Raw genomic sequence first — 26,958 nt, 5'->3', positions numbered from 1 at the left:
TATGAGAAATGCGATATACAGGTTATGGATGACGACCTTAATTATCACGCTTTTTGCGCCGTGTTTATACGCACAAAAAGCCACTAATCCTATTATTTATGCAGATGTACCAGACATATCAATAGAACGTGTAGGCAATAGCTATTACATGAGCAGCACAACGATGCACATGAGTCCCGGTGTACCGATTATGAAGTCGAACGACCTGGTGAACTGGAAGACAGTGGGTTATGCTTATGATACATTAGCAAACATTGACGCAATGAATCTCACAAATGGAAAAAATGCATATGGGGAGGGTTCGTGGGCAAGTTCTATTCGTTTCCATAATGGCACCTATTATGTAAGCACATTTTCTGCAAATACCAATAAAACGCACATTTACAGCACTAAAAATATCGAAAAAGGCCAGTGGAAAGCCAGTTCATTTACCCCCGACCTGGGTGATCACTCCTTGTTTTTTGATGATGACGGAAAAGCGTATATGATTAGCGGGAGCGGAGATTTAAGGTTAGTTGAATTAAAGGACGATCTTTCCGGTATAAAACTCGGCGGAACGGACAAAATTATCATTAAAAAAGCAAACGTGCCTTCGGGCGGTACCGGCCTCGGTCCGGAGGGCTCTCAGCTGTTTAAGATAAAAGGCAAATATTATCTTTTCAATATTACATGGCCACCGGGCCACGTACGCACTGTTATCATACACCGGGCAGATAAAATCACCGGCCCGTACGAAGGGCGAATTGGCCTCCAGGATCTGGGTGTGGCGCAAGGCGGATTGGTTGAAGCGCCAAATGGAGCCTGGTATTCTTATTTGTTCCGTGATTATGGCTCGGTGGGCCGTATTCCCTATTTGGTACCTGTAAAGTGGGTGGATGGATGGCCCGTTTTGGGCACCAATGGCAAAGTGACCGATACACTCGACCTGCCGGCCGGTAAAGGTTTGATCCCGGGCATTGTTGCTTCAGACGATTTTACCCGTAAAAAAGGCGAACGTACATTACCGCTGGTTTGGCAATGGAACCATAACCCGGATAATAGCTTGTGGTCTGTTACCGCGCGGAAAGGGTATTTACGACTCACCACCGGCAGGATCGACACCAATTTCCTGACGGCACGAAATTCATTGACACAACGTACTATCGGCCCGGTATGCTCCGGGACAGTTTCGCTCGACATTTCTAACATGAAAGATGGTGATTTTGCGGGTTTGGGCCTTTTGCAAAAAAATTACGGATTGGCTGGTGTCAAAATAACCGGGGATAGCAAAGCTGTCGTCATGATCAATGCAAGCACTGGAAAACCTGTAGAAGCACAAAAAATCCCCTTAAACCAAAAAGTAGTATACTTTAAGGCGGAATGCAATTTTACGAACAGAAAAGACGTGGCCAATTTTTTTTATAGCCTGGACGGGAAAACGTGGATACCATTGGGTACACAATTAAAAATGGCCTATACCTTCCCGCATTTCATGGGCTATCGTTTTGCTTTGTTTAATTATGCTACAAAAAGTATAGGGGGATCGGCTGAATTTGACTTTTTTCATATAACAGATTCCATTTGATATCAATATTTTTTTTAATGGGAAGGTAGTTCACTATTGGGCGGGAAAACCAGCCTGTTCGACCGGTACATCATATATAATGTACACACACACATAAATTTAGAATAATAATGAAAATCAGAAAGAAAGTATTGCAGGTAACAGATCTTTTTGCTGCAGCGGGGGCACAGGCTCATAACCCGAATATACAAGCCATTTATACAATCGAGCAGCGCATCCTATCAATAATAAATTAAAAATGAATACAGCAAGTAAAAGCATATTTACTCTTGTCTTCGTTATTGTCTTCAGCTTAGTAAGCACGGGTACTCTTTCCGCACAAACTGTTTGGTTAGATCAACTGGATCTCAGTACAGCTTCACAGGGCTGGGGCATACCTAAAAAAAACAGGTCGGTTGATGGCAACATTATGACCATTGCAGGCAAAACTTTTGAGCATGGCTTCGGCACACACGCAGAAAGTTCTCTTTTTATTCAGCTCGATGGTAAGGCAAATTCGTTTACCGCGCAGGTTGGCATTGATGATGAAGTGAAACAACATCAGCCCGCCGTAGAGTTTATTGTATATGGCGATGGAGCGAAGCTTTGGTCGAGCGGTGTAATGCATGCAGGCGATACTGCCCGGCCATGTAATGTGAAACTTTCGGGTGTGAAAAAACTTGAGCTGCGCGTGACAGAGATAGGACATAACAATCATGCCGACTGGGTGGATGCAAAATTTGAGGCGGGTGGTGTAGAAAGTTTTGCTACTTATTATCCTGTCCCAAGTGAGCCCTACATTCTTACCCCTAAGCCATCGGCAAAACCGAAGATCAATAGCGCAAGCGTTTTCGGCGTGCGCCCGGGCTCGCCGTTTCAGTTCAGGATACCTGCCACCGGAGACCGGCCAATGACCTTTATGGTTACCGGCTTGCCTCAGGGACTAAAGCTGGATCAAAAAACAGGACTTATCACCGGTAAGCTTGTAACAGCCGGCACTTACGTTATTCAATTGAAGGCAAAGAATGCGAAAGGTATAGCCGAAAAAAGTTTACGCATTATCTGTGGTGATAAAATTGCACTTACCCCGCCAATGGGTTGGAACAGTTGGAATTGTTTTGCTGGAGAAGTTTCTGCTGAGAAAGTTAAGCGCGCTGCGGAAGTAATGGTGAAAACCGGACTTGTAAATTACGGATGGAATTACGTAAATATTGACGACTACTGGCAAAATAACCGCGATTCGAAAGATCCTTCCCAGCAAGGTAAGTTCCGGGACGAAGCTGGTAATATAGTTCCTAATAAAAGGTTTGGAGATATGAAATTTCTGACAGACTATGTGCATGGCTTAGGTTTAAAGATCGGCATTTATTCCAGTCCTGGGCCCTGGACCTGTGATGGCGGTGCCGGCAGCTATGGTTATGAGAGGCAAGATGCCGAAAGTTATGCCAAATGGGGTTTCGATTACCTGAAATACGATTGGTGCAGCTATGGAGGAGTGCTAAATGGAATACCTGATAACGACCCAAACAAAGTAGTCTCTATATCTTACAATGGAGGTTATCAATTGTCTACCGCCGTCAAACCATACAAACTAATGGGAGATTATATCCGTCAGCAACCCCGAGACATTGTTTTCAGCTTGTGTCAGTACGGAATGTCGGATGTTTGGAAATGGGGCGATTCGGTAGGTGGAAACACCTGGCGTACAACGAATGATATAACAGACAACTGGTCCAACGTTAAAAGTATTGCATTGGCTCAGGATCAGTCTGCAGCCTGGGCTAAACCCGGTAACTGGAACGATCCGGACATGCTGGTTGTAGGAACAGTAGGCTGGGGTAGCCCGCATCCCACCTCACTTAAACCAGATGAGCAGTATCTTCACTTCAGCCTTTGGAGCCTTTTCTCTGCGCCTCTGCTAATTGGTTGCGATATGGAAAAGCTGGATGCTTTTACCCTGAATTTATTAACAAACGATGAAGTGATTGCTGTTAATCAGGATGCTCTTGGCAAACAGGCTACCTGTGTTCAGACTATCGGAGATCTGCGCATTTATGTAAAAGAATTGGAGGATGGCAGCCGTGTAGCAGGCTTTTGCAATTTCGGTCTGGAGAAAGTGGATATCTCTTACAAGGATCTGAATAAACTTGGCATTTCAGGAAAGCAAAAGGTACGTGATCTTTGGCGTCAGAAAGATATTACAACAATCCATGCGGACAAAGAGGCTCTTTCGGTGAAGGTTCCGATGCATGGAGTAGCTCTGTACAAATTTACGCCGATTAAATAGCAGGATAATGTCTCTTAACCTGAGCTCGATTAATAACTATGTGGCCGAATTTGACTTTTTTCATATAACAGGTTCCATTTCCCCGGAAAAATAAAGCGCATTAAATTAACACTTAACCATTTTTTATGAAAAACTCTAAATTATTTATTAGGCATCCTGACATTAACAAGATGCAGTAAGCAAGAAATTAATGATTTAAGCGTAAAACCAGTTATTACAAACACTAATAAGTCGTTCGACGCAACCAGTTACGTATTATTTACAATATAAATCTCCGATCGATGACCATAACTTGGAAAATTTTAACTTTTTTAATAGTATTTAGTTTTTGTACATCTGTAAAGGCGCAAAACACGAGTGTTGCGCTAACCCCCCCCATGGGATGGAACAGTTACAATTGTTACGGTATGACGGTTCATGAGGATGAGGTAAAAGCAAATGCTGAATACGTTGCGCAAAACCTGAAGGCGCATGGCTGGCAATATATAGTGGTGGATTTTTTATGGTCCTTTGATAGCCGAAGTGGCGACCCGTTTCAAAAAAGACTTAAAGATGGCTCATATAGCCCCTGGCTGGCAATGGACCAATGGGGGCGTCTAACCCCTGATACAAATAAGTTTCCGTCGGCATTGGGCGGTAAAGGGTTTAAGCCATTGGCTGACTATGTCCATTCGCTGGGGTTGAAATTTGGTATTCATGTAATGCGTGGCATCCCACGCCAGGCAGTATGGGCAAAATCACTCGTAATGGGCACTAATGGCATAACTGCTGATATGATAGCCGATACTAATTCAAAATGCACCTGGAATAACCACATGTATGGCCTGAATATGGCTAAACCCGGTGCGCAGGCATACCTTAATTCAATATTGAACTTATATGCCGGTTGGGGCGTTGATTTTATTAAGGTCGATGACTTATCAAGGCCTTATAGCACTGCGGAGGTTGAGGGCTACCGCAAGGCAATAGATAATTGCGGAAGGGCCATCGTGTTCAGTACATCACCGGGGGCTACGCCTGTTGATAAAGCTGATAACGTAAAACAAAATGCTAATATGTGGCGGGTGGCCGATGACTTTTGGGACGAGTGGAACGCCGTATTGCAAATGTTTAATTATGGCAAACAATGGGAAAGCGTTGGCGGGCCCGGCCATTGGCCCGATTGTGATATGATACAAATAGGCAAGTTGTCAAAACGGGGTCCTGTAGGTGACGAGCGTTATAGCCGTTTTACAAAAGACGAGGAGTATTCGCATATGACATTTTGGACCATCTTCCGCTCCCCGTTAATTTTAGGCGGCAACCTGCCCGAAAACAGGGAACAGGAATTGAAACTATTTACAAACGATGAGGTGATAGCCGTTAACCAACATGGGACCGAACCGCGCCAGTTATACCAAACCACTGATGCAATGGTTTGGTATTCGCACGTGCCCGATAGCAAGGATATTTATGTCGCTTTATTCAATCTGGCGGCACAGCCGCAGGATGTGGATGTAAACTTTGCCCAACTTGGCCTGGAAGGAAGGGTAGCCGTTCGGGACCTTTGGGAAAAAGTAGGTGTAGGTACCTTTAAAAAAGGATATAAAAAAACAATCAATACCCATGGGGCCGCTTTGTTAAAACTATCGTTGCTTAATTAAAATTATCTTAGCGGTAATACATGCTCCTGCATTGGGTGCTGGCATTATGATATAGGGTTGTATGAGCGTAATGGGCTATCGTTTTGCTTTGTTTAATTATGCTACAAAAAATATAGGGGGCGGCTGACTTTGACTTTTTTCATATAACAATAACAGGTTCCATTTCCCCGGGAAAAATAAAGCCTATTAAATTAACGAACAACAATATCAGAGTTCAAGCTATTCGAATAAAACAATGAAAATAAACAAACGGATATTATTAGCGTTTTTTACACTGTTCCACTTTTTTCAAACATCCGGTTATGCCCAGGTAACTTTGCCAAAAGTGTTTGGCGATAATATGGTTTTGCAAAGAGACATAAAAATTCCTGTTTGGGGTAACGCAACTCCAGGTTCCTTGATTGTTGCAACGCTTGGTAAAGTAGGTGCAAAAGCAAAAACTGATAAAGACGGCAAATGGATGTTGCATTTTTCGAAGTTTAAGGCAGGTGGCCCTTATGATCTCAAAATTTCTGAATCAGGAAAGCCGGAATCCACGATCAAACTAAAAGGGCTCCTTATCGGAGATGTTTGGCTGGCATCGGGCCAATCCAATATGGAATGGCAGGTACAGCAGGCGCGGGATGCTCCAAACGAAATCGCCAAAGCCGATTTTTCGCAAATTCGCTTTCTTTTGGTAGAACATGATATTAAGTTTGCTCCTCAATCTGATTTTTTAGCTGGTAAGTGGAAACTATGCGACACAAATAATGTAAAGCAGTTCTCTGCCGTAGCCTATTATTTTGCCCGTAAAATACATAAAGAACAAAACGTTCCGATCGGTATCATTCAAAGTACCTGGGGTGGAACGCCGGTACAGGCATGGACAAGCCGGGAAATGCAGCTTACATCGGCTGCTACCAGGGCAAAAATACTTGCTGGTGATACGCTGACTCAAAACAATGTTGTAAAAGATAGCCTGGATATGATACGTTTTTGGGACATCGTTTATCATCCACAGAATAATACTGATAAAACTGTTCCCTTACCGGAGTACGATGATTCTGCTTGGGCTGCAGTTGAGATGCCCCGCCTGATTAAAGATTTTGGAATTGGAAAATATGAAGGGATGATGTGGTTACGCAAAAAAATTGTGTTACCCCCATCTTTTGCAGGAAAAAACTTGGTGCTGAATATTGGTCACCCTGAAATGAATTACTCACTTTATTTTAACGGTACCGAAATATGCAAAACGGTTTGGAACAGCAATTCAAAGCAATCCTATACCATTCCTGCCGACCTGGTTAAAAACGGGGAAAATACCATTGCTATAAGAATGGCTATGCTGTGGGGCGGCGGCGGATTGAACCCCCCGGCCGAAAATATTTATATTACAGATGGTTATTCTAAGATCTCTTTAGCAGGGAAATGGTTGTATAAAATAGATGTTGAATCAGCCCTTCCTAAAATCCACAATTATCAAAATTACCCTGCGGTGCTGTTTAACGCCATGATTAATCCGTTAATTCCTTTTGGGGTCAAAGGATTTATCTGGTACCAGGGCGAGGCAAATGATACGGAGGCTTACCGTTATAGGGAATTATTCCCTATGCTGATCAACGATTGGCGACAACGCTGGCATCAGGGTAACCTTCCTTTTTTATACGTTCAGTTGGCTAACTTCAAAAAAGAAGATCCGCTTCCTGCTGAAAGTGAATGGGCTGAACTCAGAGAAGCGCAAACACTAACACTGTCACAACCCAATACCGGTATGGCTTGCATAATAGATATCGGCGATGCAGGCAGTATTCATCCGACAAATAAACAGGAGGTAGGACGCAGGCTGGCGCTGATAGCGGAAAAAAAAGTATATGGGAAAGATGTTATCGCCTCGGGGCCTATGTATAAAAACTTCGTTATCAAAGGGAAAGATATAGTCATAAGTTTCACCGAGACCGGTTCGGGACTTGCAACCCGCGATGCAGCTTCACTAAAGGGATTTGCGATTGCCGGAGATGATAAAAAATTCTATTGGGCATCGGCCATGATCGAAGGAGATAAGGTGATAGTTAGTTCGGATAAGGTAAATATACCCGTAGCCGTACGTTACGCGTGGGCCGACAACCCCGTTTGTAACCTTGTTAACAAAGAAGGGCTGCCGGCCATGCCCTTCAGAACAGATGAATGGAAGGGAATTACGCAAAAGTGATGTTGAGGCGATTGAAAAATGTCGCCGATGGGTTACATTTAAATTGGCCATCTGGTGTATTTATTATCGGTATAATACCTGTTACTAAATTTGTAATATGAAAAAAAAAACAATACTTAAAACTATCGTAATCGCCGGCCATTTTATTGCCGTTATGCTTATTTGCAAGCCGGCTTTTTCACAATATATCGGCCAGTATCAAATAGAAATGACCAACCGGTCTGAAATCACCGCAAAGGCACAAAGCTTTAATTTACAGGATGTAAGGTTATTAGACAGTCGTTTCAAACAAAACATGGAACGCGATGCCAAATGGATGTTGAGCATTAGTAACGCAAGCTTGTTACATACCTGGCGGTTAAATGCCGGTATCGCATCCAATGCCAAACCCCTGGGTGGATGGGAATCACCAAATTGTGAGTTACGTGGACATACTATGGGTCATATACTTTCGGGGCTTGCGTTGATGTATGCTTCAACAGGAGAGATAGTTTACAAACAAAAAGCCGATTCGTTGGTGACAGCACTTGCCGAATGCCAGCAGGTTTTGGATGAAGGTGGTTACCTAAGTGCTTTCCCAAAACAATTTATCAACCGGGCAATTAAGGGTGAGTGGGTGTGGGCACCTTGGTATACGGTCCACAAAGTGATGGCAGGGCTGACCGATATGTATCTGTATACAGGCAACAAGCAGGCTTTGGATATTGCAGAAAAGATGAGTGGATGGGCTTTTCATAAACTTGAGCCTTTAACGCCTCAACAATTGGCCACAATGGAAAAAACTGAGTTTGGCGGAATGAGTGAAGTTGCCTATAATTTATATGCCATAACAGGAAACAAGAACGACAAAAGATTAGCAGAACTTTTTTATCATCACGCTATTCTGGACCCTTTGGCAAATAAGGAAGATAAACTCGCGGGGTTTCACGCTAATACCCAAATCCCTAAAATAATAGGTGCGGCGCGCGGATATGAACTTACACACGATGACACGCTAAAAACGATTGCTGAATTTTTTTGGCAGACGGTTATCGATCACCATACGTTTGCAACCGGCGGTAACAGCGATCAGGAATTTTTCTTTACGCCCAATCAAATCTCGAAACATATTACAGCCACCACCACCGAAACCTGCAACACCTACAATATGCTAAAACTGACTCGTCACTTGTTTACCTGGACAGCAGACGTAAAGTATGCAGATTATTACGAGCGTGCTTTATATAACCATATATTGCCATCACAAGAAGTGGAGACTGGTATGGTAACATATTTACAATCATTAAAGCCTGGTTTGTTCAAGACCTATAGTTCACACGACAACTCCTTTTGGTGTTGCGTTGGCACCGGTTTTGAAAATCATGCTAAATATGCTGAAAGTATTTATTACCATACGGATAATGGCATTTATGTTAACCTGTTTATTCCATCGGAATTGAACTGGGGCGAGAAAGGCTTTAAAATTGTTCAACAAACCCGCTATCCCGAAGAAAGTGTAACTAACCTTACCGTAAAGGAAGCGCCGTCGCGTATCCCGTTTTCGTTATATATCCGATATCCGCATTGGGCAACGTCTGGTGCAAAGATTACAATAAATGGTAAAGTGGTTAAAATATCAGAAAAACCGGGCAGTTATATTGAGTTAAAAAGGGTATGGAAAACCGGTGATGAAGTGGCTGTTAGTTATCCTATGTCATTGCGACTGATTCCAGCAAACGATAATGCAAAGGTGGCCGCAATCACTTACGGCCCATTGTTGCTGGCTGGAGATATGGGTACCGGCGGAATAAACCCGCCTGCTCCTTTTGCCAGGGACCAGCTGGAATTTGTAAAATATAATATCCCTGAAGATGTTATCAGTTCGGTAACTGTAAAAAAACGAAAATTGACTGAGTGGCTAACACCATTGGCGGGGAAGCAGCTTACATTCGAAACGAAAGACGTGGCGGCCAGGCCCATTACTTTGATTCCTTATTACCAGATTGATAAACAGCGTTACGTACTCTATTGGAATTTGAAATGACCGAACTACAATTATGAAATGCTGGTCTCCCATTTTACATTCGCCTGAAATGACAAACAGAAAGAGCCTTAGACAGGGCCAAACTAGTTAAATTTAAGCAATAATTCCAAATCTTCCACGAAGAGAATCGATTCTAGCCAGATCGCGGCTGCTAAAGTCTACATTTTGCTAAAAGAATTTACTCTATTTTTTTCTTAAGTCATGTTTGAAGAAAAATGAATTTGCTATTTTTGATTAATCGATTATATCATAGAGGTAGATACAATAGGATATTTAAGTCTGTTTGTTTTATAATATGATTTAGTTGGTGGTCAAGTTGCTGTAAGATAGAGACTTAAAAAAAATATACCGTGGGTTTGTGGTACCGAGGGTCGTGGGTTCGAGCCCCATCATTTATCCGGATTTTTAAAGGCTGTCTGAAAAGATAGCCTTTTCTTGTTTCATGATATTGATTAATAAGTAATTAGAATGTTAGGGGAGCGGTTCGATGTTTTGATCATGAAACGGTGGTTTTATATAAAAAATGTGATTCCGGATAATAGGGGTTGTTTTTTGGGATCCGACCGCCGTTAGGTTGCATTTTGCCAGTTGATACCTCAAAAGCGCTTTTTTAAGTCTTTTTGAGGTATTAAATCCAACAAACGTTTGTGTAATGATTTGTTTATGATAATGCTATACAATTCCACAAACGTTAAATAAGAATTATTCTTATTTGAATTAAAGTGGCTATATCTTCAGGTAATCTGCAAATTAAGGAATCAAAAATATTTTGACAAAAAACCTATTGAATATAAAAGCCGTTTTGGGGACTCGTTAAAGGCCGATATTTTAAAAAGTTAATCGCTTTCTTTAATTATTCACTAATCCATCTATTAAATAGATCATTATTTGTTGCCGTGTTTTAATATCCGTCAAACAAACGTTTGTGTTAAAATTGGGGGCATCTCTGCTTGGTTCGTAGTTCCTGGCATATATATCTTTAGAAACCAATTTTTATAAAACCAATAGTTATGATGCAAAAAAGCGTGGAGCAATCCGATATTTAAATCATTAAATGTTTGATTGGCGAGTAAAGCCCAATTAAACTTTAATTAAATTGTCGGCATAAATAAATTCTACAAAAAAACGATTTTGTTTAATCGGCTTGTTATTGATGCTTTTAATATTAGGTTTTGCCCTGGGTAAAGGTTACAGAAAAAGGGGCAGATAATGGTCAAACATTGCGGGAATGTGTGTTGTCGTTAAGGGGATTTTAGTTAGTCCGACGCGCTGACTATGGCCGCAGAGACAGAAAAATTAAAAAGTACAAGGCTTGTAGTTAAAACAATTGCTGAGAATAAATAGGGAGATGGCTGAAAGTGATTTAACAAATAATAAATAAGAATTTTATGATACGTAGTTTAATTGTATTTGCGATTACTTTAATTTCACTTAATGCTACAGCTCAACAAGCACTCAGACCGGTAGATTATGTTTGTCCTCTGGCCGGTACCCAAACCAGCCGTTGGTTTTTCTTTAATACCGCGACCAGACCTTTTGGTATGGTAAATCTCAGCCCGGATACTCGTTTAGGTGGTGACTGGAATAACGGATATCTCTATGGAGATACAACAATCAAATGTTTTAGTCATATTCATTGCTGGCAATTGTATGGACTGGCAGTAATGCCATTTACCGGAACGCCCAAAGGCCATTTAGGGACAAACGCATATGAGTCTGTATTCTCTCACAACCACGAAACGGTTCAGGCAGGTTATTATAGTGTAGACTTAAAAACATATAATGTGAAAGCCGAGTTGACTTCTACAACCCGTGTGGGAATGCATCGCTATACTTTCAGCAAAGATTCAGTACCTGGGATATATTTTGATTTGTGCGCTACCCTAATGGATAAAATACAATCGGCAAATCTGCGAAAAGTTTCAGAAACGGAACTGGAAGGCTCCGTGACTATGGCGCCTACGTACCGTCGCCCGAAACCGTTTACAGTGTATTTTACAGCCCAATTTTCCCAATCGATAAAATTTTTAGGTAAATGGAGGAAAGGGCAGATTGTAAGTGAAAGTGCCGATACCATTTCAGGCAAAGATATAGGAGCCTGGGTGAGGTTCGAGAAAACCACACAGCCAATTTTGATGAAAGTAGCACTTTCATATACCAGTATTCAGGCATCTCGTGCTAGTATGGTTGCCGAATTACCTCACTGGGATTTTGACCGTGTGGTACACGAATCGCAAGATGACTGGAATGCCTGGTTGAGTCGGATCGAAGTGAGCAATGAAAATCAGGACATGAAGAAACGTTTTTACACAGATCTGTGGCATGCATTACAGGGACGCCGTATCATCAGTGATGTTGATGGAGCTTATTCCGATAACACTGGGGCATCAACCCGGACAAAATATACTTTGAAAGATAATCATGGCAAACCTTTTCCGCATTACAATTTCGATGCATTTTGGGGAGCCCACTGGAATCTGTCGCTGCTGTGGGGATTGGCTTATCCAGAAGTGGTGGACGGTTTTTGCAATACTATGCTTGATCTGTACCGCAACGGAGGCTTGATACCGCGTGGACCTTCAGGAGGCAATTACACTTTTGTAATGATCGGAGATGTGGCTTCCCCTTTTATGGGATCGGCTTACCAGTTCGGAATCCGGAACTGGGATGCAGAACTGGCTTATCAGGGACTTCGTAAAAATGCTTTTCCGGGCGGTATTCGCTCGCATGCCGGTTATGAGCACGATATGAAAAATCCACGGGGTGGAGGGATAGATTATTATGTTAAAAGAGGTTATGTACCAGAAGGTATCGAGGGGGAGGGCATGCACAAGGATGGTGCCGCGATGACACTGGAATACGCCTATCAGGACTGGTGTCTGTCGGAGTTTGCGAAAGCATTGGGCAAGAAGACAGATGCAGAATTATTTGCTAAACGTGGTCAAAACTATAAAAACATATGGAATCCGGCTACTGGATACATGCATCCGAGAAATCTTGATGGAATGTGGATAAAAGATTTCGTACCGGTGTCGCACAATAAGGAGTTTAATACCCTTGGGTTTTGCGAATCAAACAGCCAGAATTATTCACACTATGTCCCTCAGGACCCCAAAGGTTTGATTGAACTTTTCGGAGGAGAAAAGAAATATGTGGCCAGGTTAGATTCCCAAATGATAAAAGGGGAGGGGCAGCGGTTTATGGTTCCTCATGGCCAGCACGGAACAGCTTATGGTGATTTTGAAAATGAACCTGCACTGGGTATTCCTTATATGTTCAACTTTGCCGGACGTCCAGATTTAACCCAGAAATGGGTACGCACTATTAAATCTGCGTTGTTTACGAATATTACTCCTGAGGATGGTTATCATGGCGACGAAGACCAGGGTATGATGGGAGCTTACAGTGTAATGATGGCGATTGGCTTGTTCGATTTTCAGGGTGGAGCTGCCTTAAAACCAACTTGGCAGCTAACAGCTCCCGTATTTGATACAGTGAAGATACATTTGAACCAGGATTATTACAAAGGTGGAACTTTTACGATCATGTCGTCCAGGAAAGATAAAAATGATTGTTATATCAAATCGGCTACATTAAATGGTGAACGAATGAAAAAACTTTGGTTTTATCATAGTCAGTTGGCTAATGGTGGTGAACTGAAATTGGAATTAAGCGACCAACCGGCAAAGAACCCATAGTAATATTTGAAAATGAGAGTAAAATTATTGACAACCTGTGTATTGCTGATGTTGGCATTGATGCTTAATGCTCAGTCGAAAAAGATTTATCCCCCAAAAGAAAATTTACCATAAGGGATGGATTGATTTCAACAAAAATGGAAAAAAAGATGTGTACGAAGATCCACAACAACCTATCGAAAAACGGGTTCAGGATTTGCTTGGTCAGATGACACTGGAAGAGAAATCATGCCAGTTGGCTACGTACTACTATGGTCGTGGCGAGGTATTAAAAGATAGCTTACCTACAGCTGCCTGGAAAGACATGATCTTTAAAGATGGGATTGCCAATATTGATGAACATATCAATAATACCCCGAAGATAAAAGAAAATGAAACGCTCAATAATAATGCAGCCACTATCGCCGAAGTGCAGCGTTTCTTTGTGGAATACACAGCACATGCATGTATAGCTTCTGTAATCAGGGCTCTGATGTACTGACAGAGTTCAAGTTGCACTGGAAAGATGCGCACAGTTTTAAGAATATAAAGATGCTCGAACGGAATGGTAGCTGGAAATGGATAAGTTTTACCGTTGATCAGGATAAGAAGAATATGAACCCGATAATCAAATTTGATTGTGATCTGGGGGTAATGCAATGGTTGATATTAGTAGTATCCAAATAAACTGCATAATCAGGAATATTCTCTTCTTTTAAGAATACTCTACATTTTAATTTAGCGGATAGTGTATTTTTACTAATTCTGATTATCAGGGTATAAATTTAATAGTGATTTGAGGGATATACTGACTTCTATCACGTAATGGAATCGAATTCCTTAAATAGCTTCTTAAGAACATGAACTCTTCAAGTTAAGAGAAAATAGTTGCATTTACCAGTGCCGACAATTTAGACAAAAGCCTAGAAAAATTGTTCAATTGCACCTCAATTTCTGATTTAGTTGCAGATATATTTGATAATTAAAATTTATTGTTAGGGCATAATAATTTTTGAAAAACGGCCTATTTTGATCAATTCTTCTACAAAACGGTGCGGATTTTGCACAGTTATTTGCCCCAAGTTTCAAAGGCTGTCTGAAAAGACAGCCTTTTTTGTTTCATAATATTGATTAATAGGTAATTAGAAGTTCGGGGAAACGGTTCGATGTTTTGATAATAAACAGTGGTTTTATACAAAAAGTGTGATTGCGGATAATAGAGGCTGTTTTTAGGGTTCGAACTCCGTCAGGTTTCGTTTTGCCAGTTGGTGCCACTATTAAAACAATGTACTGCTGCTATTTAAACAGCAATGAATTAATAAATAATTAAGCGTAATTATTATCTATCTCGCAAGCTCGGCTTACCTCCTGCACAGTTGCAGGCGCATCAAACCTGAACAAACCACTTAAGCCCCGCTCTAACCTCGAAGCCCGGATAGCAGCCTTAACAGCGAAAAATACAGATGCTGCTAATACCAATGGAGGTTCCCCAATTTCCTTGGCAGACATGATATCCGTAGGGCTTTCCGGAACATTCACCGAGTTTCTTGGGAAAAGATGGACGTTCAGTTCGAGGGGGATGCTGGTAGTTGCCGGTGGTTTGTAGGTCCAAGTGTTTAACGTATTTAATCGCCCTGCATCGGGGCCATCCGGCTCAAATACCAATTTTTCAGAAAGTACATAACCAATGCCCTGCACGAAAGCCCCTTCTACCTGGCCAATGTCAATAGCCTGATTCATGCTCCAGCCGGCATCATATACGATATCAGAACTCAATATTTTGGTTTCACCAGTTAGTATATCAACCTCAACTACAGAGCAAGCCGCAGAATAAGTAAACCCGCTGAAAGAATCAAATTCGCCGGGCACACCAGTCTTACTACTCTCGTAGCCTGGTATTATGGGTTGCTGGTCATATGTTTTATAGGTAATATTGGGGAAAGGCACCTCGCCGCCATGGATGGGGATATTTAAACTACAGGTTAAGCTAACCCTGTTTTGATAAGCCATTGCTACCAGGTTTTGCCAGATAATGGGGTGTCGTCCGCCTCTCTTAGGCTTCGCCTGCCAGCCAGCTGCTCCATAATTCCAAAAGTCAATCCCCTGATTTCCACACCAGTCGTCGCCCTTGATTTTTAGCATTTCGTATCCAAACTCTGTTATACGGCTTCTCAACTGTTCGCATACACGCTTAACCGCTTCCGCGCTGTAGGTTGTTCCGGTTGAAGCCCCGGTACTGGTTGGATTGGTAACGATACTGGTTTTAGGGCTTTCAATCTCGATGAGCGTCATGGGTACATTCAAAATATAGGAGGCTACCTGGCGCACCTGCGTCAGCAAACCCTGCCCCATTTCTACACCACCCTGATGAATAATAATACTTCCATCCCCCTGGTATACCGAGATCATAGCGCCTGCCTGTTCAAGCATAGTTAGGTTATAACCCGAGCCATATTTCACCGGCATAATAGCTATCCCTTGCTTACGCCATTTATTTTTTTGATTAAATTCTTCAACATCCGCAACTTTTATATCGTAATTACAAACCTGTTTCAGATATTTCCAAACATCCTTCATATAACAATAAGAAAGTGCCTGGCCAAATGGTGTGACATCGCCACGGTCATACAAATTTATCCTTCGTACTTCTTCGGCAGTCATGTTAATGGAGAATGCCGCGTCATCAATAGCATTTTCCATCATCACTTTACCCTGCACATCACCAAAAGCCCTGAACGCGGTTGAAGGAGCGGTGTTGGTACGGCAAACATCAATCTGCGTCTGGAAATTGGCAATGCGATAGGCATTATCTGACCGCGTAATAATACAGTTGGAAACAATGAATGAACAATCATAAAATGCGCCGCCATCGCCCCACATCCGGTTCAGGAAGCCCCTGATCACACCCTTGTTTGCCGGTGTTGTTTCGCCCTTGTCTATGGCCACCTGGTATTGGGCATAATAGGCGTGACGTTTACCAATCATACCGGTATCCTGTTCACGGGTAAGCGCCAGCCTGACAGTTTTTTTCAGGGCTTTTGCAGCAACAGCGGTTGCCGCGGCCACAAAACGAGTTTGCTCTGTTTTACCACCAAAGCCGCCGCCAACCGGTGGTACTTGTATGTCAATGCTATTATATTGTGCTCCCAGTGCTGATGCAATGGTGCCGTGAATAGTCATGGGGCTTTGAGTAGACGATTTGAGCACCATTTTGCCACCGTCTGTAGGTTCGGCTATGGCAGCCTGAGTTTCCATGTAAAAGTGTACCTGGCCACCTGTAAGCTGTGTTCCTTCAACAATCTGGCAAATATTCCCATCTACCGTCCCGGTTCGGTTAATTATCTTTTTATCAAGTGCATCTTTTTCATTAATCCAGGTCAACTGCGTGCCGGGCCTGGTAATACGCCATATATGCGAATTAAAGCTGGCTGTAGTAGGCCAATCGGGATAGACATTACCATGAGCCAGAGCGTCATCGATACTTAAAACAGGTTTGTTCTTCCAGCTTTTAGGATCAGGATCTATTTGAACTGCTGTGTAGCCAACGCAATTGTCGGCAACATACTCAGCGATTACGCCTGCATCAAGCTCGGTTTTTGCTCCTACCAGTGCAATGGTCTGACCAACATAATTAACCTGATCAATAGCAAACACAGGCTGATCAGATCCCATGCCCTGCATATTGGTAGCACCATTTTTGAAGGCTTCACTGGTCACCAGGTCAATGAAGTTGGAAAATGTTTGCGAAAGATGGTTACGCAAATCGGCCGTATTTGCACGTCCCTTTTTCCCGGGAATAATGAAATGGTAATCAGCCAGTGCACGCCTGCTTTGTACCAGCGCCCCGTTTACTGTATTGGGAGGGACTGGCAGTTCATGCGTATAATGTAACTGACCAGAGGCCTGTTCCATCGCCGTAAATTTAACGTAAGGCTGCGCTACCGGTGCCCTGAATCCCTGCGGTTCATAAAACTGCAGACCATTACTAACAGGCCACCTACCCCAGGTAATGTCACCGCTCGATCTTAGGTGCGGCGGCACGGAGCCTCCTTTTTCAAGTAAGGCTTTCACAATTGCTTTGTAAAGGAACGATGCGGTTAACTGCTGTTTATAGGCTTGGGTAAAGCCTTCATTAGGAAGGTCTTTCATCCTGGGTGCCCATTGTGATAATATCACACCAACCTCGCGGTTAAGAGTTTCGACGAGGAAAGGTATCTTTTCCATCGATAATACCGTGTTTTGCAGCATAACCTCTGTGCTCACGGCCCTCCATGGAAATGGGGCCAGGCCTCCAAATACGATTGCGGCGTGGGTTACTTTAAGATCGGTTCCTAACCTGATAGTGCAGCTTGAGTTAACGATGCTATGGGCATTTACATCTCGCAGCGCAACCTTTTGCGCCAGCTGAACATCATTAGTATCTCCAAAAGGTATATAAACAGATATCAGGATCATCCTTGTTGCCAGGTCAGGATGATTTTTAATGATGACTGACAGGTCATCAATATATGCAGTGGTAGTTTGCCCGTAAAAATTATCGGGATCAATGTATTCAATTTGGGCGTAACATCCCAAAAGCGCGGTCATTAAATCTGATGGAAATGGCTCACCTGTACCTGCAGCAATATGTTTAAAAACCAGCATGGCGTTGCCACCCACGGTTGCAGCATTTCTTACAATCCTTCCGGCTGTACGTTGTGCCATAAAAAGTACAGCTCCCCATGGCATAGTCTCCCGATCCCTGCCTTCAGGTATATTAACCGGATATTTCTTTAAAGCCCGCTCCAGGGTATCAATCAAATGGCTATAAGTTGTACCCGCACTTACTTTTATGCCCTTGGCATCAATAACCGGGGAGAAATTTAATTCCTGCACATGACTGATATCGATCAGGCTCTTTGCATCCAGGAATTCTTGCTTGTATATACCATAAGATGTATTGGCATTTACGATATGAGGTTTGTCCTGCTTGTAAGTTTTCCAGTAGTTAATTAGTTCGCCAAGCGAAACAGGACTCAGCCATCGTCTTTTATCATTTGACACCGATACAGCCGGTGCAGGTTGTTTAGCTTCCAGCGGAAAGGGAATAACGATGAATGGTGCCGCTAGCTGTTGTAGTACTGCCTCATCGCCCAGGCATTTCATACGATCTATTTCGTCCTGTTCTGTCCAGTCTGACGCAAAGGTTTTCATCCCGGTAAGTATAGGCCGGTAACCAGTACAACGGCAGATATTTCCGTCAAAGATAGCTTCGATCTCTTTTTTTGTAGCCTTTGGGTTATTGAAAATGAACTCAGACATGTTCATGACAAAGCCAACGGTACAATAACCACATTGTGTGCCGTTGTTCATAGCCAGACGATGCGCCACAGGATTCATACCCATGTGGGTGAGTTCTGATGGGTGTTGTGAAGTAGCTGTTTGCAGCAAGAGGCTTGGTGATGCAACCGTGTTTTCTGCCTTTTCAACGGCCATGGCTACTTCAGCTCTTTTGGCTTGCGCCTCGTCATATGCCTGTAGTACCTCGGTTGGTAAGGGGAGGTCTGCAGGGCGAGCCGCACGGCTGGATACCTGGGTTTGCGTAAGAAATTCGGGGTTAGGCCGTCGTGCACCGCCCGTGCCTTCAACGGTTGTAACAACCATGCCGTCAACCGCGATCAGCGGTCGAAGACATGAATTGATGGCTCGGTGATTTTCTTTTTTTTCTTTCTCATCCCAATCTGAGAGGATCACGGTACAACCACCGCAACCACCCTGCCCACATGGTTTTTTGGGTCCGGCGAGATTAACCTCGGGCGACCGCAGGTAATCTATTAATAAGGTATCGACGGCCGGGTCCTGTACAACAACTTGCCGGCCGTTCAAAAAGAAGGATATGGAATTACTCATGGTGATATCAGCTTTAATTAACTACGGAGTACGGTTACTTAAAAATTGCCCTGGTTTTCAGGCAGTACATTTGCTTTCTGTCTCGGACCTGCCTTTTTGAGTATCCGGGCTCTTTTAAATGGTACCCCGCCGCGTCTTACGACATGCTCAACACCAGAAAATTGATTGGCATAATACCCGCCTATGTTTTTATTTTTCCAATCCCAGTAGTAACCTAAGGCCAGTGATGTTTGTAAAGAGAAATCGTTTGACAAGGCTTGTTTAGGATTATAAGCCGTGCCACACCTGAAATTCTGATAGTATTTTATCCAGGCCGGATCGTTCGTTTGTGTAAGATGGCCCATAGCTCCATTTGCCAGTGTATCACCGATAAAGGCCTCATCAGGTACCAAGGCTGCTACTTGTGGAAACTCGGCAGTTTGGTGACATGACATACAAGAGGCTGTATTCAAATCAACCGGTCCATCAAGCCTGCCTCCCCATCCAAGATGCTGTGGTGGAAGGTCAGCCGAGGCGTTGATGAAGGTTTCTTTCAGCGTATCGTTAATCATGGTTTTAATGACCGGGTAAGGATTTATCCAGTTAGTCTTATATTGTGGATCATTTCCAAACTGTATACCCACCGGAACGAGGTTTTTCACTCTTTCGCGCATGGTTTTACCATTATTCAGATTACCGTTATAACAGAAGTTACCAAATATCCACCCGGTGCCATACTTTTCGGCCCTTTTATCCCGTACCATAATATCCATTTGTATCAGGTGTACCTTTTTGACAACCCTGTTAACACTATCGGCAAATGTGGGTGTGATGTAAGCGTTTCTTTCGTATGAATCTTTAAGATAAGGTACATCTGTAGAATCCAGGTCCGTATATAGCAGTTTAAATATAACTGTGCCCTCAGGAAAACCTCCCTTAGGTCCCTGAGTAACAAATGGATCAGGATCGTTAGCAGTATCCCACATCTTATACAGTATATGACCAGCAAAATCATTATAAAATCCAAGGGCATATACTTGTCCGGGGTGTTTTTGCTGGGGGGAGAGCTGGTATGGGTTAATAGGAGCTTCTTTGGCCAGGCCGTTAAAACCTTCGGAAGCAAGCGGGCCATAATGCAGCCATGGCATGTGATACCAATTATGCTTTTTATTATCCTGTGCCACGAAATTAGCTTCAATCATGCCATCAAAGCAATAATCACGGGCTGCCATCAGCCATTCTTTCCATCTGCTTTTATCATCAAACGGAATTTTAAAGAAATCGGGAATTTTATCCTCACCGGCTAGGGTTTTTGGATAGTCCTGGCTTAGTTTGAAAACTTTTTGGCCTGGATACTGCTTGATAAACTGGTTTATCGGGATCATGGCCCCGAAATCCGGAAATGTGTTTTTATTCTCTTCAGTGCTTCCTGTGTGTTCGCCTTGTTGGCCATCCGGGGCTGAACAGCGAGCTATAATAGCGATCATAAAAATGGATACAACGATCCAAAGCATACGGTGTTTGTTCATCGTTTTTAAGGATTAGGCAGGTTTAAATATTTACGTTTAAATTATGTTATATAAATATAAATATCAATTACGCTTATATAATACTTTTAATTAATATGAATAAAATGAATTAAAAATTAATATAATATCGTTATGTTTATATAAATATAACGATATTAAGCAATGGTAAATTGATATTTAAGACATTAATAATACTATGAATTGAAAAATATAGTACTGTAATATTATTAAGCTATTTTATGTTATTTAGATGCATGGAAGAATATTAGGTAGGCTATTGAGTGCCAGTTGTAGATTGATATAATTTTACCGAACAGAAAAAATTAATAACAAATCAAGGTGGTGTTAATAGATAATCAAGGACGAAATGATATCAATCTTTATAGATGATATAAATAGTTAAAATAAATACGAATATTTTATTGTTTGTATCGATATATTTGATAATGTATAACGTATGATACTTTAAATCATTCATTTCTCCTTAATCTTACCAATGAAAAGAAATCTACAAAAAAGTTTTATCGCACTAGTGGGATGTTTTTTTTGCATTATAAACCTATATGCGCAAACGAATTCGCCGCGACCGAAATCTACAGTAAAGGACACAACAACACTGGATAGCGTAGTGATAAGGGATAGTAGATTTAAACACTTGCTAGATGTTGATGGAACCTATCTGTTTGCAGGGAAAAAGACTTTTTCAATTACTCCGGCGGCAGGTAGAGCCAACCTGGCCAACAGCACCATTCGTACCATATTTGCCACTATTCCAGGCGTAAATGTTTGGGAAATGAGCGGCAATGGTTTTCAAGTTAATATTGGAACACGTGGTACGGATACGCACCGCTCCAATGAAACCAATGTTCGCCAAAATGGCTATAATACCAATTCCGACCTGTTTGGTTACCCTGAAGCGCATTACATCCCCCAGTTTAATGCTGTAAGTCAGATCCAGATCGTCCGAGGGGCTTCGGCGTTGCAGTTTGGCAGCCAGTTTGGCGGGATGGTAAATTACAAGATCAAGGAGGGTGATAGTACGAAGGTTTTCGGCGCGGAAAGCGAACAGACTGCGGGCTCTAATCATTATTTCAACTCCTTTAATTCCATTGGCGGCCAAAGTGGTAAATGGAATTATTACGGTTATTATGCACAGCGATCAGGTGATGGCTGGCGGAATAATTCACGTTTTAACGGGCAGTGGTTTTATGGCAGCCTGAAGTACCAGTTTAATGATAAAGGAAGTATTGCTCTGCAATTCTCAAGAGTTAACTTTTTTGAACAGGATGCAGGCGGTTTAAACGATGCGCAGTTTAATGCCAACGGTCGTCAATCCACCCGCACCCGTAATTATTTTGATCCTGAAATCAATATCCCGGCTTTGTTATTTAATTACAAATTGAGCGCCCGCACCAAACTGGAAGTGACTTCGCATGGCATTATTGGTCAACGCAACAGCGTGCAATTTTTAAATAACCCTGGCGTAGCAGATACGGTGAATAAAAAATTAAACAATTATAATCCCCGCCAGGTTGATCGCGATTACTATTATGGTTTTACCACCGAAGCCCGTCTGCTCACCCAATACAAACTGGGTAACCTATATAGTACATTTACCTCAGGGTTGCGCTATTTTACAGAACGCACCATGCGCAGGCAAAAAGCAACCGGGACTACCGGCTCTGATTACGACCTTACCGTTGTTAAGCCCTATGGTATCGATTTGCATTTAAGTACCCATAATTATGCCGCCTTTGCAGAAAATACCTTCCAAATTACCCCTGAATTTACGATAACGCCAGGAGCCCGTTTTGAGATCATTAACACTAGTCTTAACGGGGTGATAGATAATGCGGTTGATCATGTATCTTATGGCAACAAACGTAATTTCCCGCTTTTTGGCACCGGGCTTCAATACCAGGTTACTCACAGTAGCCAGGTCTACGGAAATATTTCCCAGGCTTACCATCCATTCGCTTACGCTAATATTATTCCTGGTAACGATTTGGCCATTGTAGATCCTAATCTAAAGGATAGCCGTGGTTACAGTGCTGATCTGGGATACCGTGGTAATATTGGTACTATATTTAATTATGATTTTGACTTGTACTATGTTTATTATGGTAAAAGAATAGGTAATCTTACAGAAGTGAATGCTGCAAAACAAACCTATATTTATACCACTAACATAGGGAACGGTGTGGCTAAAGGTGCAGAGATTTTTACAGAAGTATCTTTAAGGCAGGTATTTGACCGGTCTGCTGCCAGTGATATCCGCCTGTTCAACTCATTCTCCTATGATCATGCGCGTTATACCAGCGGATCAATTACCGCGGGTGCAACCAATATCAGCTTAGTAGGCAACTGGCTGGAAGGGACACCAACATGGATAGACCGTGCAGGCTTAACCTATTTAGACAAGCACATTACTACCACCCTGCAATTTAGTTATGTTGGCAAAAATTTTACTGATGCCAATAATGCCATTTTTAATCCAACGGGTTTAAGTGGCATTGTGCCTGCTTATCATGTTTTTGACTGGGCGTTTGATTATAGCTTTTTAAAGAAGTATCACATTTTTGGCAACCTTAATAACGTGCTGAATGCTAAGTATTTTACGCGCAGGATAACTATTTTACCCGGTCCGGGCATTTTACCCGCTGATGGCATTGGCTTCAATGTCGGCTTCGGTATTAAAGTATAAATAGAAATTGCTATGCAATGTAGAATGTTTGTTTCAATTACATGATTTTGCTCAGTTTTTCCGATTTTTTCATAGCCCAATTTAAGGTTTAAACAGAGTTTTTTTCAATTTGCTAAAGATGGAGGAGGATTCGCCCGCTGCCAGAATAATAAGGTCTATTATTTAATTACTGTGGATGACAGTTGTTTTATATTTCAACGACCTTCCATTCCTTTCAGAAAACACCGCTTTTATTTCTGCGATGATCGACAGCGCGATCTCTTCGGAGGTTTCGGACCCAATGTCCAGGCCAACTGGTCCATGAATCGTTTCCAGGTTCTTTTCGGTTATAGCGGTGCCGTTCGCCTCCAACTCATCCAGCATACGTTCCAGTTTCTTTTTTGGGCCTAAAATTCCGATATAAGAAGGATGTAAGGGCAAAAGCTCTTTCAAAAAAGCGGTTTCGTAATTATAATTATGTGTCATCAGCACAAAGGCCGTCCATTCATTTATTTCCAAACTATATAAAATTTCTTCAGGTTTAGCGACCACTATCTTTTTGACCGATGAAAAGCGTTCAACAGTCGCATAATTTGGCCGTCCGTCAACAACAGTAGTCTTCCAGCCCAATAAGGCTGCGAGCCTAGTTAACGGGATAGCGTCATTGCCAGCACCGACAATAACCAGAGAGATTAACGGTTTTACGTATTCCACAAATGCGGTATAACCCTGGTAGGCAGTAATAGCTGAACGCTGATTGTCCAGTGCATTTTTTGCATCTTCTAGTAATTCATTTTTGTAAGGCAAAATTTCCAGCCAGTTCCAGAGGGTTTTGCCATCGGCAAGGTATAAACAGGATCCAGGCTGAGGCGCTTTCCGGTTTTCGATAGAAAATACAGTTACAAGTACAGAATAATTCCTTGAGGCTATTGCAGCCTTCAATAGCGTTATCGGATTGGTTTGTGTATCATTTATAGGCTCTATCAAAATATGTATAATGCCATTGCAGCCCAGGCCAACACCAAGTTTGGCATCGTCATCATCCATCGTATTGTAAGTAACCAACAGCGGCTCCTGCTGCAATATCACCATCCTGGCTTTACGTAAAGCATCGCCCTCCAGGCAGCCACCGCTGATAGCGCCGGTCAATTGCCCATCTTCTGTGATCAGCATCCGTGCACCAGCCCTGCGGTAGGCAGAACCCTCCACAAGTACCACCGTGGCTAATGCAGTCTTCTTTTCCTCTTTTACAGCTTTTTCATAAGCTGCTACGATATCGATGATTTCTTTCATACTTAAATCAGCCTGTCCATTGCTTTAATTTTAATAGGTAACCACAAAGTAAATAGATTGATTTAGACAGTATTTAAATTAAATGGGAGTTTTCTAATCCTTTTGCCGGTTAAATCATAAATGGCATCTGTAAGTGCCGGAGCGAAAGGAGGGAGGCCCGGTTCCCCCACACCACCGGCATCTGCTGTGTTTTCCATAATATGGACTTCCACAGGTGGCATGTCACTCATCCGTGGCATCAGGTAGTCGTAGAAATTCTTTTGTTCTACTAATCCGTTTTTGAAAGTGATCTCATGAATAGCAGCTGCGCCAAGGCCCATTACGATAGATCCTTCCACTTGCGCTTTGATGATATCGGGGTTCACATACCAGCCGCAGTCCATCACCGCCCAAACCTGGTCAATCTTAACTTTTCCATCGGTATGCCTGGAAACTTTTACAATCTGGCCTACCATAGTTTCGAAACACTCCGTGATAGCTACGCCAAACCCTTCGTTCTTTTTCCTGGATTTCCAGCCTGAAACTTGTTCCATTTTATCGATCAAAGCTTGGCAGCGCTCATCTTTTAAATATTTCCTTCGAAAGTCGAGCTGATCCTGTTCTGCTAAAACAGCCATTTCATTGATGAAGCTTTCATAGGCAAAACCATTGGTAGACGCATAAACCGACCGCCACCACATGTTGGGCAGGGGCATTTCGTAAGGAACGTCTGCAAAGCTGATATTCTTAATATTGTCAAAATAAGGTTTTAAAAATCCTTCTGTAGTGCTACCATTTGCCTTATCTCTTTTGTTATTATTCCAGTGATCTATATTTTGACCAGCCATTTTGAATTTCAAAGCGCTGATTTCGCCATTTTCAATCGATCCTTCTCCTCGGTAAGAGATCCCGGCACGATAAGGCCCCTGTGTTAAATCATCTTCCCTGGTCCAAACTACCTGCACCGGTCCGCCAATTTGTTTGGAGATGGCAACCGCTTCGTGAGTATAATCCAGAAAAGCTTTGCGCCCGAACCCACCTCCTAAAAAGGTCATATTAACAATTACTTTATCCTTTGGCATCTTGAATTTATCACTAATATCACCCTGCACCCAATCGGGGGCTTGTATGGGGCCCCATATTTCTATTTTGTCGCTTTGATAATGGGCAACGCAATTCAGCGGTTCCATAGCGCCGTGCGATTGATAAGGCGTCTGGTAGATCACGTCTATCTTTTTTGAGGCTTGTTCTATGATTGGATCAGGTTGGCCTTGCTTTTTAAAAGAAAGTCCTTCTTTCGTTTTAAGTAGTTCCTCGTGGGCTTTATAGATATCGCTGGTGTTCACATGCTCAAACCCACTATCATCCCATTCAACGCGCAAGGCTTTTCTGCCCTGCATAGCTGCCCAGGTCGAATCTGCTATAACGACCACCCCATCACGAGTGGTATTAAAAACAATCATTTGCACCTTAAATACCTGCTTAACACCAGGAACTTTTAAAGCTGCCGAACCATCAAAGCTTTTTACTTTGCCGCGTAACCTTGGGTTGCGTTCAACTGCCGCATAAAGCATTCCCGGTAACCTTTTATCCAAACCGAAGATGGCCTCCCCATTGGTTTTCATAGGAGTATCAAGCCGTTGAAGCGGCTTGCGGATCAGTTTATAGTCTGATATTTTTTTGAGTTTAACCTCCTGGGGGGGCGGAAGTTTTGCTGCTGCTGTTACCAATTCACCATAATTGAGTTTCTTCCCGGAAGGTTTGTGGATCACATGACCCGACTCTGCATAGCATTCATTTGCAGAGGCGTTCCATTGGTTTGCCGCAGCTGTGATCAGCATCTCGCGTGCGGCGGCACTTAATTTCAGCAGGTTTTTATAAGATCCCCTGATGGTGGAGCTTCCACCGGTGATCTGACTTCCGTATTTCGTAGGACTGCCCTGTGCAAATATCACGTTGATATCTTTCATGTTGACTTCCAGTTCTTCAGCGATAATTTGCGGTACAGACTGATAAGAACCCTGGCCCATTTCTGCGCGGTGATCGGTTAAGGTAACTTTTCCATCCGTGTCAATACGGATCCAGGCATTAAATTCAAAACCTGATTGGTCCGTAGCTGACATTAACTGTTCCTTTTTTGCGTTCGCAGGAAAATAAAAGCCTAAACAAAGCGCGGTTCCTGCAAGGCCGGATGCCCTGAGGAAATTTCTTCTTGATATTGCGTTAGTTTCCATAATGGCTACTT

14 protein-coding genes are annotated in these 26,958 nt (G+C 42.6%); 10 read left to right on the top strand and 4 right to left on the bottom strand.

Features of this window, described 5'->3' with window-relative positions; all coding sequences use genetic code 11:
• Position 1: 1 nt before the first annotated feature.
• From BLR84_RS08335 to BLR84_RS30355, 9 genes are all read left to right on the top strand, one after another.
• Positions 2-1,564, top strand: a complete 1,563-nt coding sequence (locus tag BLR84_RS08335; protein ID WP_090466812.1) for a glycoside hydrolase family 43 protein — start codon at positions 2-4, stop codon at positions 1,562-1,564.
• A gap of 110 nt (positions 1,565-1,674) precedes the next feature.
• The gene (locus BLR84_RS30360; protein ID WP_255366885.1) at positions 1,675-1,800 is read left to right on the top strand and encodes a hypothetical protein; all 126 of its coding nucleotides are present in this window, start codon (positions 1,675-1,677) and stop codon (positions 1,798-1,800) included.
• Positions 1,801-1,802: 2 nt separating this feature from the next.
• Entirely contained in the window at positions 1,803-3,830 is a 2,028-nt protein-coding gene (locus BLR84_RS08330) for an NPCBM/NEW2 domain-containing protein (RefSeq protein WP_090466810.1), read from the top strand.
• 377 nt (positions 3,831-4,207) lie between these two features.
• Complete coding sequence (locus BLR84_RS08325; RefSeq protein ID WP_176851998.1) at positions 4,208-5,473, top strand: glycoside hydrolase family 27 protein; 1,266 nt, start codon at positions 4,208-4,210, stop codon at positions 5,471-5,473.
• A gap of 235 nt (positions 5,474-5,708) precedes the next feature.
• A complete protein-coding gene (locus BLR84_RS08320; RefSeq protein WP_090466807.1) occupies positions 5,709-7,661 on the top strand; it encodes a sialate O-acetylesterase in 1,953 nt (650 codons plus the stop codon).
• Positions 7,662-7,758: 97 nt separating this feature from the next.
• Entirely contained in the window at positions 7,759-9,684 is a 1,926-nt protein-coding gene (locus BLR84_RS08315) for a glycoside hydrolase family 127 protein (RefSeq protein WP_090466805.1), read from the top strand.
• Between the two features lie 1,388 nt (positions 9,685-11,072).
• Positions 11,073-13,382 carry a GH92 family glycosyl hydrolase gene (locus BLR84_RS08310; protein ID WP_090466803.1) on the top strand — a complete coding sequence of 770 codons (2,310 nt, stop codon included), beginning with the start codon at positions 11,073-11,075 and terminating at the stop codon, positions 13,380-13,382.
• Positions 13,383-13,533: 151 nt separating this feature from the next.
• Positions 13,534-13,863, top strand: a complete 330-nt coding sequence (locus BLR84_RS29975) for a hypothetical protein (RefSeq protein WP_176851997.1) — start codon at positions 13,534-13,536, stop codon at positions 13,861-13,863.
• 50 nt (positions 13,864-13,913) lie between these two features.
• A complete protein-coding gene (locus BLR84_RS30355; protein ID WP_255366884.1) occupies positions 13,914-14,048 on the top strand; it encodes a hypothetical protein in 135 nt (44 codons plus the stop codon).
• 639 nt (positions 14,049-14,687) lie between these two features.
• On the opposite strand, the gene BLR84_RS08295 is transcribed toward BLR84_RS30355, so the two are convergent.
• Together BLR84_RS08295 and BLR84_RS08290 are read right to left on the bottom strand one after the other, a co-directional pair.
• Positions 14,688-19,250, bottom strand: coding sequence for a molybdopterin cofactor-binding domain-containing protein (locus tag BLR84_RS08295; RefSeq protein WP_090466797.1), 4,563 nt, complete (start codon positions 19,248-19,250; stop codon positions 14,688-14,690).
• A 38-nt stretch (positions 19,251-19,288) separates the two neighbouring features.
• Positions 19,289-20,758 carry a hypothetical protein gene (locus tag BLR84_RS08290; protein WP_090466795.1) on the bottom strand — a complete coding sequence of 490 codons (1,470 nt, stop codon included), beginning with the start codon at positions 20,756-20,758 and terminating at the stop codon, positions 19,289-19,291.
• A 655-nt stretch (positions 20,759-21,413) separates the two neighbouring features.
• Between BLR84_RS08290 and BLR84_RS08285 the strand changes: the two genes are divergently transcribed.
• Positions 21,414-23,462, top strand: a complete 2,049-nt coding sequence (locus BLR84_RS08285) for a TonB-dependent receptor family protein (protein ID WP_176851996.1) — start codon at positions 21,414-21,416, stop codon at positions 23,460-23,462.
• A gap of 162 nt (positions 23,463-23,624) precedes the next feature.
• Here the strand turns inward: BLR84_RS08285 and BLR84_RS08280 are convergent, their stop codons facing one another.
• On the bottom strand, positions 23,625-24,734 hold the full coding sequence (locus BLR84_RS08280) for an XdhC family protein (protein WP_090466791.1): 1,110 nt from the start codon (positions 24,732-24,734) through the stop codon (positions 23,625-23,627).
• Between the two features lie 62 nt (positions 24,735-24,796).
• A complete protein-coding gene (locus BLR84_RS08275) occupies positions 24,797-26,947 on the bottom strand; it encodes a xanthine dehydrogenase family protein molybdopterin-binding subunit (protein ID WP_090467674.1) in 2,151 nt (716 codons plus the stop codon).
• Between the last annotated feature and the right edge of the window lie 11 nt (positions 26,948-26,958).

This window comes from Mucilaginibacter sp. OK268 (genome assembly GCF_900103125.1).
GTDB lineage: Bacteria > Bacteroidota > Bacteroidia > Sphingobacteriales > Sphingobacteriaceae > Mucilaginibacter.
The sequence above is the reverse complement of the archived record's forward strand: the minus strand, read 5'-3'. Positions and strand labels throughout refer to the sequence as shown.